The sequence below is a fragment of the Amycolatopsis taiwanensis DSM 45107 genome (genome assembly GCF_000519205.1).
GTDB classification, from domain to species: Bacteria; Actinomycetota; Actinomycetes; order Mycobacteriales; family Pseudonocardiaceae; genus Amycolatopsis_E; species Amycolatopsis_E taiwanensis.
In genome coordinates this window covers 207,412-223,038 of sequence record NZ_JAFB01000016.1, presented here as the reverse complement: position 1 = coordinate 223,038, position 15,627 = coordinate 207,412, and the positions used below count along the sequence as shown (strand labels likewise).

At 68.5% G+C, this 15,627-nt stretch carries 13 protein-coding genes and 1 pseudogene; 8 read left to right on the top strand and 6 right to left on the bottom strand.

The annotated features are described in order from the left end of the window. The first annotated feature begins 102 nt into the window (after positions 1-102). The 5 genes from A3CU_RS49820 to A3CU_RS0115710 are packed head-to-tail and all read left to right on the top strand — an operon-like array spanning position 103 to position 4,760. Entirely contained in the window at positions 103-588 is a 486-nt protein-coding gene (locus tag A3CU_RS49820) for a hypothetical protein (protein ID WP_052371754.1), read from the top strand. Then, on the top strand, positions 585-1,193 hold the full coding sequence (locus tag A3CU_RS0115725) for a DUF3558 domain-containing protein (protein ID WP_052371753.1): 609 nt from the start codon (positions 585-587) through the stop codon (positions 1,191-1,193). The genes A3CU_RS49820 and A3CU_RS0115725 overlap by 4 nt, the downstream gene beginning before the upstream one ends. Continuing rightward, complete coding sequence (locus tag A3CU_RS49815) at positions 1,190-2,554, top strand: hypothetical protein (RefSeq protein ID WP_027943110.1); 1,365 nt, start codon at positions 1,190-1,192, stop codon at positions 2,552-2,554. Before A3CU_RS0115725 ends, A3CU_RS49815 begins: the two co-directional genes overlap by 4 nt. Before the next feature lie 21 nt (positions 2,555-2,575). Next, a complete protein-coding gene (locus A3CU_RS0115715) occupies positions 2,576-3,322 on the top strand; it encodes an ESX secretion-associated protein EspG (RefSeq protein WP_084143292.1) in 747 nt (248 codons plus the stop codon). 22 nt (positions 3,323-3,344) lie between these two features. After that, entirely contained in the window at positions 3,345-4,760 is a 1,416-nt protein-coding gene (locus A3CU_RS0115710; RefSeq protein WP_027943108.1) for a pyridoxal-dependent decarboxylase, read from the top strand. A 73-nt stretch (positions 4,761-4,833) separates the two neighbouring features. On the opposite strand, the gene A3CU_RS0115705 is transcribed toward A3CU_RS0115710, so the two are convergent. The 3 genes from A3CU_RS0115705 to A3CU_RS0115690 all read right to left on the bottom strand — a co-directional run bounded on the left by A3CU_RS0115705 (position 4,834) and on the right by A3CU_RS0115690 (position 7,908). Next, positions 4,834-5,643: an SGNH/GDSL hydrolase family protein gene (locus tag A3CU_RS0115705; RefSeq protein WP_027943107.1), complete on the bottom strand. Its 810-nt coding sequence runs from the start codon at positions 5,641-5,643 to the stop codon at positions 4,834-4,836. Between the two features lie 189 nt (positions 5,644-5,832). Beyond that, positions 5,833-6,714: a MarR family winged helix-turn-helix transcriptional regulator gene (locus A3CU_RS50575; RefSeq protein WP_063628836.1), complete on the bottom strand. Its 882-nt coding sequence runs from the start codon at positions 6,712-6,714 to the stop codon at positions 5,833-5,835. 531 nt (positions 6,715-7,245) lie between these two features. Then, complete coding sequence (locus tag A3CU_RS0115690; RefSeq protein ID WP_027943106.1) at positions 7,246-7,908, bottom strand: class I SAM-dependent methyltransferase; 663 nt, start codon at positions 7,906-7,908, stop codon at positions 7,246-7,248. Positions 7,909-7,981: 73 nt separating this feature from the next. Between A3CU_RS0115690 and A3CU_RS0115685 the strand changes: the two genes are divergently transcribed. Then, entirely contained in the window at positions 7,982-8,899 is a 918-nt protein-coding gene (locus A3CU_RS0115685) for a zinc-binding dehydrogenase (RefSeq protein ID WP_027943105.1), read from the top strand. Positions 8,900-8,949: 50 nt separating this feature from the next. Here the strand turns inward: A3CU_RS0115685 and A3CU_RS0115680 are convergent, their stop codons facing one another. Then, positions 8,950-10,881, bottom strand: a complete 1,932-nt coding sequence (locus tag A3CU_RS0115680) for a propionyl-CoA synthetase (RefSeq protein WP_027943104.1) — start codon at positions 10,879-10,881, stop codon at positions 8,950-8,952. Positions 10,882-11,204: 323 nt separating this feature from the next. Between A3CU_RS0115680 and A3CU_RS0115675 the strand changes: the two genes are divergently transcribed. After that, on the top strand, positions 11,205-12,944 hold the full coding sequence (locus A3CU_RS0115675) for a serine/threonine-protein kinase (protein WP_027943103.1): 1,740 nt from the start codon (positions 11,205-11,207) through the stop codon (positions 12,942-12,944). A gap of 6 nt (positions 12,945-12,950) precedes the next feature. Here A3CU_RS0115675 and A3CU_RS0115670 read toward each other — a convergent pair whose 3' ends face one another. Continuing rightward, a complete protein-coding gene (locus A3CU_RS0115670) occupies positions 12,951-13,574 on the bottom strand; it encodes an SDR family oxidoreductase (protein WP_027943102.1) in 624 nt (207 codons plus the stop codon). On the opposite strand from A3CU_RS0115670, the pseudogene A3CU_RS44955 reads away from it, so the two are divergent. Beyond that, positions 13,573-13,920, top strand: a pseudogene (locus tag A3CU_RS44955) (winged helix-turn-helix transcriptional regulator). The gene A3CU_RS0115670 and the pseudogene A3CU_RS44955 overlap by 2 nt on opposite strands. Before the next feature lie 16 nt (positions 13,921-13,936). Here the strand turns inward: A3CU_RS44955 and A3CU_RS0115660 are convergent. Beyond that, complete coding sequence (locus A3CU_RS0115660; protein WP_027943101.1) at positions 13,937-15,490, bottom strand: dolichyl-phosphate-mannose--protein mannosyltransferase; 1,554 nt, start codon at positions 15,488-15,490, stop codon at positions 13,937-13,939. Positions 15,491-15,627 lie beyond the last annotated feature (137 nt).

Sequence of the window (15,627 nt, the reverse complement as noted above, 5' to 3'; positions counted from 1 at the left end):
CATGATCAAAAATCCCTATTCGGCAATAATCATTAACGAGCCTCGCGTCTTGACACGACGGAGTACGCTTTGGGTAATTTGAAACTTTTAGCAGGGGGAGTCATGAGTTGGTGGGATGATGTCAAATTCGTGGTGACCGGGGAGCAGGGCACCGCGGTCAAGATGGTGGGCCAAGCCTTTGCGCGGAAGGCCTCGGGCGCCGCACTCGGGCAGGCTGGATTCACGACGGGTACGGCGGGAGCCGCGGTGAGTTCGGGCAGCGGCTCGGCGGGCGTGATCAGCATGAGCCGCGAGGAGATGGAAGACACCCTCAAGCGAGCCCAGAACCTGCTCGCGGACATCAATTACGCGATGGAATCCGCTCCGCGTCTGCAGAACATGCGGGCACCCGCCAAAGACCCAGCCACTGTCGCCGCCACAGACAGTGCGAACAACGGCGGGAAGTACTACGTGGGGCATCTGCGTCGGCAGAAGGCGTACCTGGACAAGGTCGTCGAGAGGATGCAAAAGGCGTTGGGCATGACGGTGCAGGGCGACGAGCAGGCCGCAGGCACGGTGAACAGAGCTGGAGAGGGGATTGCCGGGTGAGCAGGAAAATCCTGGTTTCCGCTGTGGTGATCAGTCTGGTGCTGCTCCAGGGGTGTTCGTCGCCCTCGATGACAGGCACACCGGCGAGCGCCGCGCCGTCATCGGGCGGTTCCAGTGTCGTGTCCGCGCCGAAGGTGTCGAAGGTGCAGAACCCGCTCCCGGCGTCAGTGGTCAGCAAACATCCCTGCGACAGTGCGTTGACCGATGCGCAGCTCACGGAACTGCTTGGCATGGTCCCTTCAGCCCGGCGTGAAGACGACCCCACGGGCCCCGTGTGCGGATGGCAGAAGACGTCAACAGGGGCAACTATCGGTGTTGGCTACCTGACCAACGTGTCCGGCGGTTTGAGTCAAGTCAATGATAGACAGCAAGGTGATGCTTATTACGAGGCGCTGGAGGTCGGGGGCTATCCCGCGCTCGCGTACAACTCGACCGAGACGGCACCTGTTTCCGATTGTCACGTCGCCGTTGGTATCACCGACACCGTCGCTTATGACGTCGGTTTTGTCGTCGGTGGTAACCGCGCCGGCAAGCAGGATCCGTGTGATGTCGCGAAGATCGTCGCGCAGGATGTGCTGGAGAACTTGAAGGCGGCGGCGAGATGAGCCTCTTGTCGTGGGTGGGGGATCGGTTCAAGGACGCTGTAGGTGCGGTCGGGCAGGCCGAGCAGTGGCTGGACCAGCGGATCAGTGACGCCGAGAACTGGTTCGCGCACGTGTTTGACGGATATCCGGAAGCACAGGCGATGTCGATCCAGGAGATCGTCAGGCAGATCCAGTCGGGGTATGGGTCACGAGACCTTCACGAGGGCGCACAATCGACCAGGGACCAGTCGAACAGCCAGATGGCGATCTCGGACGTCGCGCATGATCTGGTGCAGCGGTTGGAGGCGGCGTGGAGTGGGCAGGGGGCGGATGCGGCTCGGGAGAACATCCGGCCGTTGGCGGTCTCGGCCGACGACGCGTCGCGGACGTTGTCCTCGAACAGGCAGCACATTCAGACGCAGGCCGATATGTTCGACCAGATCAGGAATTCGCTGCTGCCGATGGCGGATCCGGCGCCGGAGAAGAACTGGTACGACAATTTCGTGCCCTGGACCACGGACGCCGAGAAGGCGGTCGAGCAGTACAACAGGCAGTTGGAGCAGAACCGGCAGATCTACGACCAGTATCACCAGAGCAGTACCACGGTTCAGCAGGGTATTCAGGTCGACTACGGGAATCTGCCCGACGCGCAGGACGCTCTGGTCAGTACCTTCCAGCTTGACGGCGACTCGCGGCAGGATCAGGACGGTGGGGCGCAGGATTACCGTGACCGCGGTTCGACGCACGGTGTGGCGGACCGGTACCAGGCGCCGGTAGGGGCGGACAACTACTCGCTTCCGGCCGCCTCGGTTCATCCGACGAGCGGCACCACCGGGCAGCCGGGCTACTCGATGCCGCCGACGAGTGGTACCACCGGGCAGCCAGGCTACTCGATGCCGTCGACGGGCGGCGACAGCGACGTGACCAGCACTGCCGGTTACGTCCCGACCCGTAACACTGCCGCCCACCAGCCGAGCGGTTCTGGGCCAAGCACCTTCGGCCCGGCCAGTGGAGGCGGCACGGATCCGTCGAGCGGTTTACCAGCGGCTGGTTTCGCACCGATCGGCGGCGGCACTGGAGGCGGTGGCCATGGCGCGGGTGGTGGAGCGAGTGGCGGCGCTGGGGCCGCGGGCGCGCTCCAGGCCGGCCCCAGGGTCGGTGCCGGTGAGAGTGGCGGCTACGCGTCGAGGCCGGGTTCGGCCGGGGCTGCGGGCGCGGCCGGCCGCTCGGGGATGTCGGGGATGGCCGGGATGGGCGGCGCTCGTGGCGCGGGGCAGGGTGGTGACGACGAGGAGCACGAGACCAAGTACCTCGTCGACGAGGACGGCGACGAGATCTTCGGCACCGATGAGCGGACCGCGCCGCCGGTGATCGGGTTGTAGCCGGAAGTTCAAGGGGGAGAAGTGAATACTGTCGTGTTGCCGCGCTATGCCTTTATCAGAGCGTGGGAACTGGCTGGTTACGGTAAGCCGCATCCGGTGATCGGTGTGGACGACCTGTGGTTCAACGACGTGGCGAAAACGATGATGCAGCGCGAGGTCGATCGTCTGCTGGACCAGGCTGGGGTTGGGATCAACGGGGTGCCCACGCCGGAATTCCGGCGCAAACTGGCGGTGCTGGCCCGCGCCGAGCGCGAATACTGCGGCTGGATTTCTCGGCAGGGCGAGACGGGTGCGGCGCTGGTCGCCGCGATCGGCGGGGAAGCGGTCCGGGTGGTGCGCGACGACAAGGTCGTGGTCGTCGACTCGGTACGGGCGGACGATCTGGCGGGTGCGCTGGTCGATGCGCTGCCCAATGTGGACAGTGCGGAGATCGGCGAAATTTCGGCACCGGTTTCGCGATACACCGAACAGCCGGGTCCGGAAGAATACGAATTCGAAATGGACACCCGGGGTCAGCCGCCCGATCCGGCCGCCCTGGTGCGTGCGGTCATGAACGCGCCCCGTGCCGGTATGCACCAGTTGTCGGCGGCCAGGCGTGACCGAAGCGGTCAGCGTCGACGCGGCCGGCCGATCACCGTGATCGACTTGGCCGAGGGCGGCCGGATCCTGACCTACGTCGTGCAACCGCCCAACGGTGAGCCCGTGCTGCACTGCGTCCCAGGCACCCGCCACGCGCTCCTCACCGTTCTCGCCCGGCCCGACCGCTAGATTGGCGGCTATGACGGGTCATATGTCACCAGAGGAGTTCCGGCGGTACGGCAGGCAGGTCGTCGACTGGATCGCCGACTATCTCAGCACGATCGAAGCCCACCCGGTGCGTTCGCAGGCGCGGCCCGGGCAGGTCCGCGCGGCGCTGCCTGCGCACCCGCCGGAGCAGGGCGAGCCGTACGAGGCCGTGCTGCAGGACTTGACCAGGGTGATCCTGCCGGGCGTCACCCACTGGCAGCACCCGAACTTCTTCGCCTATTTCCCGGCGAACGCGAGCGGGCCGGGCATTCTCGGTGACCTGCTGTCCTCGGGGCTCGGCGTGCAGGGCATGGTGTGGGCGACCAGCCCCGCCTGCACCGAGCTGGAGACGGTGGTCGTGGACTGGCTCGCCGAACTGCTCGGCCTGCCCGATCGTTTCCGCACCGACGCCGCCGGCGGCGGCGTGATCCAGGACTCCGCGTCCAGCGCGTCGCTCGTCGCGACGCTGGCGGCGCTGCACCGCGCAAGTGGCGGCAAGGTTGGCGCGGACGGGATTTCCGGGCGCTACACGATGTATGTGTCGTCGCAGACGCATTCCTCGTTGGAGAAGGCAGGCCGGATCGCCGGGATCGGGGCCAGCAACGTGCGAGTGGTCGACATCGACCCGGTCACCCAGGCCATGGATCCGGTGCACCTGCGGGCGCTGATCGACGCGGACATCTCGGCAGGCGCGACGCCGGCGATGGTGTGCGCGACGATCGGCACCACATCGACGACCGCGATCGACCCGGTGGCCGAAATCGGTGCGGTGTGCCGGGAACACGGGATCTGGCTGCACATCGACGCCGCCTATGCCGGGGTCGCGGCGGTCTGCCCGGAACTGCGCTGGATCAACGACGGCGTCGCCTCCTACGCCGACTCGTATGCGACGGACCCGCACAAGTGGCTGCTCACGAACTTCGACTGCAGCGTGCTGTGGGTGAGCGACCGCCAACCCATGATCGACGCGTTGTCGATCTTGCCGGAGTACCTGCGCAACTCGGCCACCGAATCCGGTGCCGTGATCGACTACCGGGACTGGCAGGTGCCGCTCGGGCGGCGGTTCCGCGCGCTCAAGCTGTGGTCGGTGATTCGCTGGTATGGCGCGGAGGGCCTGCGGGAGCACATCCAGGCCGGAATCGCACAGGCCGCGGAATTCGCCGCACTGGTGGCCGCGGACCAGGATTTCGAGCTGCGCCGGCCGCATCCGTTCGGGCTGGTCTGCTTCCGTCCACTGAGGACGAACGAGGAGACGATGGCGCTACTGGAGCGGATCAACGACTCCGGCGAGCTGTACCTCAGCCACACCAAGATCAACGGACAGGTCTTCCTGCGCTTGGCCGTCGGGGCGCCGCTGACCACGAGCGACCATGTCAAGACTGCCTGGGCGGCCATCCAGCGTGTCAACCAGCAATTGTGATGAAGTGACCCGTTACTGTCGAAATTCGGCATGAACGGGTCACTCATGCACATCGAGGTGACCGCGCCGGAGATCAGACGTTGCCAGGGATCGCTGACCACTTGTTCAGCTCGTCGGCGAGGACGGGTAGCAGCTCCGGTCGTTTCGGCATGACCCCGTCACCGGGCGAACGGCCGGTGAACCAGCCGCGCGTGCGGGTCACCGCCACCGGCAACACCTCGCGCCACATCCACTTCAGGTGCGCCTGCAGCCCCGGGTCGAGGGGGGCGCCCGGCAGCGGGGCCAGCCAGGCCGGATCGCACGCGATGTCCAGCCGGTTCAACAGGTGCGCGGCGAGCCTGCGGTGACCCGGCGCGGACAGGTGCAGCCGGTCGGGGCCGAAATACCGCAGGTCGTGGACGGCCTCTTCCTCCCACAGGTCCACCAGCAGCGCCCCGTGCTCGGCCGTCGCGGACCGGATCGCGTCGTTGAGCGCTTCCAGCCGCGACCGCACACGAAGCACCCCAGGCATCCGGCTCGACACGTCACTGATCGTGAACACGACGACGGTTGGCGCGGCCCTGGTCAGGATGCGCAGGGCCGCGTCCACTCGCGTGGCCACGACCTCGGGCCGGAAGTTACGGGTGAGCACGTCGTTCGCGCCGCCGAACAGGGCGACCAGGTCGGGGCGGAGATCCAGCGCGGTCGGGACCTGCTCGACGATGATCTGGTCCAGCCGCCGGCCGCGTACGCCCAGGTTGGCGTACCGGAACTCCGGATCACGGCCGGCAAGCACCATCGCAGCCAGGTCCGCCCAGCCCCGGTACCGCTCACTGCCGGGGTAGCGATCGTGCAACCCTTCCGTGCAGCTGTCGCCCAGTGCGACGAACCGTTGGTAGCCCATCCAGATCTCCGTCATGCCGTGTCCGCCTGGGAGATCTGTTTAGCAAATTGGCGTAGACAGAGTCCACCGTCACACTTCTAGTGCACGCGGGTGGGTGGAAGGTGTTGATCTCTGACGGCCGACGCCCCCGCAACAGCAAGGGGTATTTGCTACGGATGATCCGTAGCAAATACCCCTTGCTGCACTGTTCTACAGGCTGGCCCGGACCTTGCCCGCGCGTTCGATGACCTGCTCGAGCACTCGTTTCGCGGTGACGAGATCCTCCTCTGACATTCCTCCGTACAACTCGCTGGCGATGCGGGCGGTCTCCTCGGCGATCCGCTGGACCACCTCGCGGCCCTTCGCTGTCGGCGCCAATCCGTCCCCGTCCGGACCGATCAGGCCGTCGGCCTCGATCTTGTCGAGCGCGTCCCGCACCACGTTCTCGTCAATGCCGGCCGCTTCCTTGATGATCGTTTCCCGGGTAGCCGAGGCGTGGGCCACTGTCGTGCGGAGGGTGACCCACTGGTGGAAGGTGAGCCCGTTCCGGTCCAGCAGCGTGTCGAGGAGTGAGCGGGTGGCCGTCCCGGCGACGCTGATGTCGCGGCTGATTACGGTTGTGGGTGCGGTCATGTTCGTGCCTTTCTTCTCGTGGAGCGACGGTGTTTCGCCCAGGAGAGCGAGTAGGATTTCGCGCAGCCGGCGGTCGTGCTCGCCATCCGGGCCGCCGATCGGTCCGGTGAGTTCCTGATGAATCGCGTGCACTCGATCGATCGCCTCGGCCGCGACCTTGCGCCCGTGGTCGGTGAGGCTCAGCCGGACGGCCCGCGGGTCGCGGGGGTCCACTGGGCGGCGCACGATCCCCGCCTTCTCCAGCGCTCTGACCAATTTGGACACGTACACGGGTTCGAGACCGGTGACATCCGCCAGTTCGCGCTGGCTGGGCTCCTGACCTGTGCGAGACAGACCGCTCAGTGAGCCCAGTACGGAGAACTGTGCGTGCGTCAAGCCGATCGGTGCCAGTGCCCGGTCCACGGCCGTGCGCCACTTCGTCACCGTTCGCCACATCAGATAGCCCGTGGTAGGCGCCATGGCAAATACCTTACATGGCAACTATATCCATGGCAACTATCCAGGCAGCTTCCGTCCCGCCGCGCTTCGCGGCCCGGCAGTACTTCGTGAGCTGGCAGTACTTCGCGGACCGGTAACTCAGCTGCCCGAACCCAGAACTCGCCGTCCCGAACCGGGAACTCGCCGTCCTGAACCGGGGACACGCCGTCCTGAACCGGGGACACGCGGTCCTGAGCCGGGAACTTGCCGTCCTGAACCCGGGACACGCGGTCCTGAACCGGGAACTCGCTGTCCGGGGCCGGGGACACGCCGGGACCTGGTGTGTCCCCGGTTCGGGCGCGTGTGTCCCCGGTTCAGGCGGGTGTGTGGCGGGTTCGGGTGGGTGTGTGGCGGGTTCGGGGGGGTGTGTGGCGGGTTCGGGTGGGTGTGTGGCGGGTTCGGGTGGGTGTGTGGCGGGTTCGGGTGGGTGTGTGGCGGGTTCGGGTGGGTGTGTGGCGGGTTGGGGAAGGTGAGTTCTGGGTTGGGAGCTGGGTACGGAGAGGTCGACGGGCGTCAGGATCCGGCAGGCTTTTGGGCCAGCAGGTATGCCTGCGGTACCCGGGCCGCCGGAGTTCCGTCGGCCTCCCGGACCACCTTCGTGTCCAGCGCGAACCCGGCTTCCTTCAGCAGCGAACAGATCCTCTCGACCGGCAGCCGGTAGACGTCCAGCGAGATTCCGTCGTGCCCGTATCCCTGGGTCCGGTGATTGCGCTGGTCACCGACGTGGAAGGCGAGTTGCAGATAACCGCCCGGCGCGAGCACGCGATAGCACTCCGAGAAGGCCAGGGGCAGCCGGTCGGTAGGCATGTGGATGACCGAATACCAGGCCACGACCCCGGCCAGGCCCGCATCGGGGAGGTCCAGGGCGAGTATCGAACCCTCGGTGAAGCGAAGCTCGGGGTGGTCCCGCCGGGCCATCGCGAGCATCTCCGGCGACAGGTCGATACCGGAGACGTCGAGGCCAAGCTTGTCCAGATATGCGGTCACCCGCCCGGTGCCGCAACCGATGTCGGCGACCGGCCCGGCGCCGGCCGCTCGGACGAGGTCCGCGAAGGCGGTGAGCACGGCCCGGTTCACCGGGTGATCTTCTTCGACGGAAGGTACGACTTCGGCGTAGCTGGCCGCGACGGTGTTGTAGGCAGTTCGCGTCGTACTCAGGAATGTTTCCTCGGTCACGACGGATCACGGTAGCCGCCACCGACCGGCCGGCATGCGGAATTTCAGTCTCGTGTCGAGGGTTGTCGGGATCATGAAGGCTTTGGTGTACGACCCGGACGCACGGCATGGTCTCCGGCTCGGCGAAGCGCCGGATCCGGTACCCGGCCCCGGGCAGGCCCTGGTGCGGGTCGCGGCGACCTCGCTCAACTTCGGCGAGGTCGCCTACCTTGGCGAGAACTACGCGCCCGGCGGGGTGGCCGGCTGGGACGCCGCCGGGGTCGTGGTGGCCGCGGCCGCGGATGGAAGCGGCCCGGCGATCGGGGCACGGGTGGTCACCTTCGGCTGGTCCGGCGGGTGGGCCGAGCTGCGTGCGGTGGACGTCGGCGAGCTGGCGGTACTGCCCGACGCCGTTGATCACGGCGCGGCGGCAGCGCTACCGGTGGCCGGGGTAACCGCGTTGCGCGCACTGCGTCGACTGGGCCCGGTACTCGGGCAGCGGGTGCTGATCACCGGGGCGTCCGGCGGGGTCGGCCGGTTCGCCGTCCAACTCGCCGCGCGGGCCGGCGCACATGTGGTCGCCGCGGTCGGCCGGCCGGAGCGTGGTGCGGGGCTCGCGGAACTGGGGGCGGCCGAGGTGGTGTCCGGTGGTCTGGCGGAGCTGCGGGAGCCGGTGTACGGCGTGATCGACAACGTTGGCGGGCAGCTGTTGGCGGACGCCTACGCGCTGCTCACCCCGGGTGGCCTGGCCGTGGGGGTCGGCAAGGCGTCACGGGAACCGACCACGATCGACTTCGAACAGGCTCGGCTGGCCAATCCGGGCGCCCGGATCGAGGCCTTCATGGTCGGTCCCGGCTTCGGTCCGGATCTGGCCTACCTGTCCTCGCTGGTGGCCGCCGGCCAGCTCGACCCTCAGGTGGGCTGGCGTGGAAGCTGGGAGCGCGCCGGCGACGCAGCCGAAGCGCTGCTTACCCGCAAGGTAGCCGGCAAGGCAGTACTCGACATCGGTTGACCAAAGCATCACGGAAGCCGCGGCCGGCCGCGGCTTCCGTGGTAGGGCCGTCAGGGACGGAGGATGGCGCGCAGGCCGTCGAGGACGCTCGGGTCTTCGATCGTGGACGGAACCGGCTCATCGCGGCCCTCGGCGATGCCGCGCATCGTCTTGCGCAGGATCTTGCCGGACCGCGTCTTCGGCAACGCGTCCACAATGGACACCTGGCGAAAGGCCGCCACCGGGCCGATGTCACGGCGCACCGCGGCGATCAGCTCCCCGCACAGGGTTTCCTCGTCGACCTCGACGCCGGCCTTGAGCACCACGAGCCCGCGCGGCAACTGGCCCTTGAGCTGGTCGTGCACGCCGATCACCGCGCACTCGGCCACCGCCGGATGCGCGGCGAGCACGGCCTCCATCGAGCCGGTGGACAGCCGGTGCCCCGCCACGTTGATCACGTCGTCGGTGCGGCCCATGACGAACAGGTAGCCGTCCTCGTCGAGGTATCCCGAGTCGCCGGTCAGGTAATAGCCCTGGTACCGCGAGAGGTATCCCTCGACGTACCGGTCGTCATCGCCCCACAGCGTGGGCAGGGTGCCGGGCGGCAGCGGGAGCTTGATCGCGATCGCGCCCTCCTGCCCGGCCGGCAGTTCCGTCCCCTGCTGGTCCAGCACGCGGACGTCGTACCCCGGCGCCGGCACCGTCGGCGAACCGGCCTTGACCGGCAACGGTTCCAGCCCCCGCGGGTTGGCCGCGATCGCCCAGCCGGTCTCGGTCTGCCACCAGTGATCGATCACCGGAACGCCGAGCTTCCCGTGGGCCCAGTGATAGGTCTCCGGGTCGAGACGCTCTCCGGCCATGAAGAGCGTTTGGAACGCCGAGAGGTCGTACTTGGCCAGTTCCCCGGCTTCCGGGTCGAGCCGCTTGATGGCGCGCAGCGCGGTGGGCGCGGTGAACAGCGCCTTGACCCGATGCTCGGAGATCACCCGCCAGAAGGCGCCGGCGTCGGGCGTGCCGACCGGTTTTCCTTCGTACATCACGGTTGTCGCGCCGATCAGCAGCGGCGCGTAGACGATGTAGGAATGGCCGACGACCCACCCCACGTCGGACGCCGTCCACCAGATGTCGCCGGGCTGGACGTCATACACCGCCCGCATCGAGTAGGCCAGCGCGACGGCGTGGCCGCCGGTGTCGCGCACGACGCCCTTCGGTTTCCCTGTGGTACCAGACGTGTAGAGGATGTAGAGCGGGTCGGTCGAAGCGACCGGGACCGGGTCGGCCGGGGTGGCCGCGCTCATCAGGTCGTGCCAGTCCACGTCCCGTGGACCCGGCTCGGCCCGCGCCGCTCTGTCCTCTGGGGGTGCAACCTCCAGACCCCGCCCGGGGGCCAGCCCCCGGACCCCCGTCCGTTGCAGCACAACGATCTTTTCCGGCTGGTGCTCGGTCGTCTCCAGCGCGGCGGAGATGATCGGCTGGTACTCCACGATCCGGGCCGGCTCGACCCCGCAGGAGGCCGCGACGATCACCTTCGGCTTCGCGTCGTCGATGCGCACGGCGAGTTCCTTCGGCGCGAACCCGCCGAACACCACCGAGTGCACCGCGCCGATCCGGGCGCACGCGAGCATCGCGATGGCGGCCTCCGGCACCATCGGCATGTAGATGATCACCCGGTCACCCTTGGTGACGCCGAGCGAGACCAACCCGCCGGCGAAGCGCGCCACTTCGTCGCGCAACTGTGCGTAGCTGTAGGTGCGCTGTGCGGAGGTGACGGGCGAGTCCCAGATGAGCGCGGGCTGCTCGCCGCGGCCACGCTCCACGTGCCGGTCCAGCGCGTTGTAGGAGGTGTTGAGTTCGCCACCCGGGAACCAGCGATAGAACGGGATGTTCGACGAATCGAGCGCCTGATCGGGTTCTCTCGTCCAGTCGATCGCCTTGGCCGCGTCCAGCCAGAAACCCTCCGGGTCGCTCAGGCTGCGCTGGTACTCCTCGGCGTAGATACCCATCTGAGTTGCTCTCCTCGTTGCCAGCCCCTCGCGCACTCACTTTAGGGGACGAGTAAAGGGCGCTGACCGGCAGTTTCCAGCGGCCCGGGTTTGATGGCACGGTGTTGTTGCCGGCGTAGCAACGAACCCAACAGACGCCTTACCCGGAACGGTTCCGGCCAAGATGGGGCCCGAGGGTAGCATCGCGGCTCCTCCGGCGTCACTGGGCTGTGCAGCGGGCGGCGACTTGGCGGATGAGCAACCCGCCGGGCAACGGCCACGTCTGACGATACGAATAAGGTGGAAGTCCGCACAGTGCCAATCGGGGTAGGAGGACACCGGCGGTGAACGGATTCGCGAGCTGGCTGCTTTCGCTCGCGCACGACCTGTTCCAACCCGGGTTCTGCCCGGGGGACTGGGTGTGGGCGACGATCGCGGCGGGTGCGTTGGTCGCCCTGTTCCCGGTGATTGGCGCGCTGATCGTGTCGATCATGCGCAAGTTCACCGGCAACAACTACAACGCGACGACGGTCAGCGTCATCGCGGTGACCGGGCTTCTGTTCGTCTTCCTGTTGCCTTGGCTGGCGTTCAACGGTATTTCCGGCATCTACCGCGCGGTGAACGAGGGATCGGCGTCCGGCCTGTCGGCGGCGGACGTGACCACGCTGCACCAAAGCTACTGCTTCGTCGGGGTGCAGAGCGAGTATCTCGGTGGTGGCCAGAACGGTTTCGAGAGCCTGTTCTACCCGTCGGGCAACACCCTGGCCTACATCTTCTACCTCGGCGGGCTGGTCGGGCTCCCGGCGCTCACGCTGCTGTTCATGATCTTGCAGGCCCGCTCGGCCATGCGGCGTGGCCAGAAGTGGCCGGGCCGGCTGCTGTGGCTGTCGTACGTGGTGTTCGCCGTGTTCAGCCTGACCGTCGAGGCGAACGCGGCGGTGTTCCTCTGGCTCGGCTTCCTGCCGGTCAGCGTGCTCGGGCTCATCCCGCTGGCACTCGTGGGCGCGCCACCCTGGGCGGTCATCAACCGGGGAACCCGGGACCGGCAACGCCCCGAGCCCGAACCGGAGCGCGAGCCGGCCCGGCCGGCTCAGCCGCCACCGCCACCGCAGAACCCCCAGCAAAAGCAGTACACGCCGACCGCAATCGCGCCGTCGGCGCAGGAGCTCGCGGCCACGCCTGGCCCCATGCCGGCGCCGCCCGGGGCGTCCGCCAACGGCAGCGAGCGCTACCGCCGCACGCGGCGCCTGGGTCGTGGCGGGTTCGGCACCGTCTGGCAGGCCGTGGACAACCAGCTCGGCCGGACGGTCGCGCTGAAGATCGCGCACGCGCCGGACCGGGACACCGAGGAACGCATGCGCCGCGAAGCGCGGGCGCTGGCGATGGTGAACCACCCGAACTGCGTGCGTGTGTACGACCTCGTCGAAGAACCCGACGGGCTCGCGCTGGTGATGGAGTACCTGGACGGGCAGGCGCTGGCGACCGCGGTGGACACGCAGGGCCCGCTCGACGACGTCGCCGCCGGACGGCTGTGGGCCACCATGGCGGGCGCGCTGGAGGCGGCGCATGAGAAGGGGGTCCTGCACCGGGACATCAAGCCGTCCAACATCATCGTGGACCCGCAGGGCCTGCCTCACCTGATCGACTTCGGTATCGCGCGCAGCCGCGGCGACTCGTCGATGACCGCCACCGGGATGGTGGTCGGCACGCCCGACTTCGTCGCCCCCGAGCAGGCCGCGGGCGCCCCGGCCAGCCCGGCCTCCGACGCCTGGCAGCTCGCCGCGACGGTGAGTTACGCCTTGGCGGGCTACCCGCCGCGCGGCACCCGGGAGACGCCGATGGCGGCGCTGATGGCGGCCGCGCGCGCCGAGCCGCCGAACCGGTTGCCGCAGCGTTCCGCGCACGCGCGGCTGCTCGCTGCGTCCCTGGACGCCGAGCCCCGGCGCCGTCCCACGCTGAACGCCATCCGCCGCGAGATCGAAGGCTGGCTCGCCCGGGCGGGCAAGACCCCCGATGGTCCGGTCACCCGGGTGGTCCCGCGCTTCGAGTCCGGCACCACCCGGGTCGTGCCTCCCCGGCGCTGAACCGAGTCACTTGAAGGCGACGACGTTGCGGGCTGCCCATTCGGCGAAGGTGCCTGCCGGGCGGCCGAGGACCCGCTCGACGTCTGGGCTGACCCGCTGTAGCTCGGGTGCCGGTGAACCCAGGATGTCGAGGGTGCGCTCGGCGATCGGCTCGGGCATGGCCGGAAGTGCGATATCGCCGAACGGCGCGGCAACCGTCCGTCGCGTTTGGACCGACTCGGCCCACTGGAACGAGTTGGACGCGAAGTTGCCCGGCCGCAGCATGGTCCACGCCAAGCCCGACCGCGTGACCGCGTCCTCCAGTTCCGACGGGTGGTCCCCGCTGCTGACCTGAGAGGACAGCAAGACGACCCGCTGGACCCCACTGCCCCGCACGATGTCCAGCACCTCGGCGATATCCCCCCGGGTCACGAAAGCGCCCGAGGTCAGGAGAAACAACGCCGTGGCCCCGGCAAGGGCGGGTTCGAGGTCCGCTGGCTCGGCGAGATCGACGCGCCGGTGCTCAACCCCTGGCGGCACATCCTGGCCGGAGATCTGGCGGGAGACCGCCCTGACCTTCTCGCCCGCCTCGACCAACGCCCGCACCAGTGGCCGCCCGACATTCCCGGTCGCGCCCGTCACCACAATCATGATTGCTCTCCCCGAGCACGCCTGCCCGATCGCCCCCGTGGTCGACGTCGTCTTCAGCCGCTGGACCACTCCGATCCTGTGGAACCCTCTGTGAATACGGCCGCCAGCGCTTCGTCCGATCACCCCGAAGGTGCTGACCCAGCGGCTGCGCACCTTGGAACGCGACGGTCTCGTCGTGCGCACCTACCACGCCGAGGTTCCCCCGCGGGTGGAGTACGAGATCAGCGACCTGGGGCGCAGCCTGGCACCGCTGTTCTCGGCGCTTTCCAAGTGGTCGGTCAACCTGGAGGAGGTCGAGCGGGCCCGCGCGGCCTACGACGCCAGGCAACGCAACCGCCGCGGCTGATCCGGACCGGGCCGGATCAGCGCCAGGACGGGAGCCAGAGTTCGGCCTGCCAGTGGTCGTTCGTGATCGGGTCGCCGTTGAGGATCGGCCACAGCCAGGCGAAGTTGGCCACGACCAGGCCGACGTAGAGCGAGACGACGAGGAGGCCGGTGCCTCTTCGCTCGAAGCTCAGCTGGGCGCTGCCCAGGATCTGCCCGAGCGCCAGCGTCAGCCCGAGTGCCAGGAACGTTGCCATCGGGGTGGCGTAGAAGAAGTACATCTGCCGGTCGATGTTCATGAACCACGGCAGCAGGCCGGCCAGGTAGCCGACGAGGACGGCCGCGTACCGCCAGTCGAAGCGGAAGAGCCAGCGCCACAGCCCCCACCCGAGCATCGGCAGCGAGAGCCACCAGGTCGCCGGGGTGCCGATCAGCATCGTGGCCTGTACGCACGGGTTGGCCCCGCAGGTCGGGGGATCGGTCTCGTAGTAGTAGAGCATCGGCCGCAGGCCCATCGGCCAGGTCCACGGCTTCGATTCCCAGGGGTGCGGGTCGTTCTTCGGCGTCAGCAGGGTCTCGTGGAAGTGCAGCACGTTCATCGAGTAGTCGCCGAGGGAGCGCAGCGCGGGCGGCACCCAGGCCCAGAAGCCGGGCGCGATGTTCTTGATCTCGGTGTAGTGCCGGTCGGTCCCCGACTCGCTGGCGAACCAGGCCCACCAGCTGGACAGGTAGATCACGACCGGGAGGCCGACGAAGGCCCACAGCGCGGGTGCGACGTCCCGGATCAGGGTGCCCAGCCACGGGTGCCGCACGCCCGCGGCGCGGCGTGCCGCGACGTCGAAGCCCACGGCCAGCAGGCCGAAGAACGCCATGTAGTACAGACCGGACCACTTGACGGCGAACGTCAGCCCGACGCACAGGCCGGCCGCGAAGCGCCACCAGCGGAAACCGAGGCGCGGTCCCCAGGGGGACTCGTCGGCCCATCCCTCCCGCACCGCCACCGCGAGCCGCTCGCGCACCTGGTCGCGGTCGGCGATCAGGCAGGCGAAGGCGGCGATCACGAACAGCGCGATGAAGATGTCCAGCATGCCCATCCGGGACTGGATGAACAGCACGCCGTCGCAGATGACCAGGATGCCGGCGACCCCGGCGAGCAGGGTCGACCGGGTCAGCCGCCGGGCGACCCGGACGGTGAGCACGATGATGATCGTCCCGGCCACGGCGGAGCTGAACCGCCAGCCCCACCCGTTGTAGCCGAACATCCACTCGCCGAGCGCGATCAACTGCTTGGCCAGTGGCGGGTGGACGACGAGTTCGTAGCCGGCGTTGTCCTCGAACCAGCCGTTGCGCAGCATCTGCCACGCCTGCGGCACGTAGTGCTTCTCGTCGAAGACGGGGGTGCCCTTGTCGGTCGGGAACCCGAGGTTCTGGAACCGGGTGATCCCGCCGATGAGTCCGAGGACGAGCGTGACGACCCAGCCGCGCAGGCGGTCGGCGGGCATGGGGCGACCCAGCAGGGTGGCCTCGCGGTCCGTCGGGGGGCGCGGCGACTCGACCGGATTGGGGTGCGGGCGGGTCAGCAGGGCAGTCACGGAGACCGATCCTAGGGGCGGCGCCGTGAGGTCGCCGGTGACCCGCCGAGGTCGTCCCTCTGGCGGGTCGACCGCAGGCAGGACACCCCCTTGTGCCAACCCGCGGCAATCACGGTGACCACCGAGCGCGCCGCTGT

What these genes read in the sequence shown, in the direction of transcription:
- A3CU_RS49820 (WP_052371754.1), top strand. Translation starts at nt 103, where the DNA reads ATGAGTTGGTGGGATGATGTCAAATTCGTGGTGACCGGGGAGCAGGGC.
- A3CU_RS49815 (WP_027943110.1), top strand. Translation starts at nt 1,190, where the DNA reads ATGAGCCTCTTGTCGTGGGTGGGGGATCGGTTCAAGGACGCTGTAGGT.
- A3CU_RS0115710 (WP_027943108.1), top strand. Translation starts at nt 3,345, where the DNA reads ATGTCACCAGAGGAGTTCCGGCGGTACGGCAGGCAGGTCGTCGACTGG.
- A3CU_RS0115705 (WP_027943107.1), bottom strand. Translation starts at nt 5,643, where the DNA reads ATGGGCTACCAACGGTTCGTCGCACTGGGCGACAGCTGCACGGAAGGG.
- A3CU_RS50575 (WP_063628836.1), bottom strand. Translation starts at nt 6,714, where the DNA reads ATGGCGCCTACCACGGGCTATCTGATGTGGCGAACGGTGACGAAGTGG.
- A3CU_RS0115685 (WP_027943105.1), top strand. Translation starts at nt 7,982, where the DNA reads ATGAAGGCTTTGGTGTACGACCCGGACGCACGGCATGGTCTCCGGCTC.
- A3CU_RS0115680 (WP_027943104.1), bottom strand. Translation starts at nt 10,881, where the DNA reads ATGGGTATCTACGCCGAGGAGTACCAGCGCAGCCTGAGCGACCCGGAG.
- A3CU_RS0115670 (WP_027943102.1), bottom strand. Translation starts at nt 13,574, where the DNA reads ATGATTGTGGTGACGGGCGCGACCGGGAATGTCGGGCGGCCACTGGTG.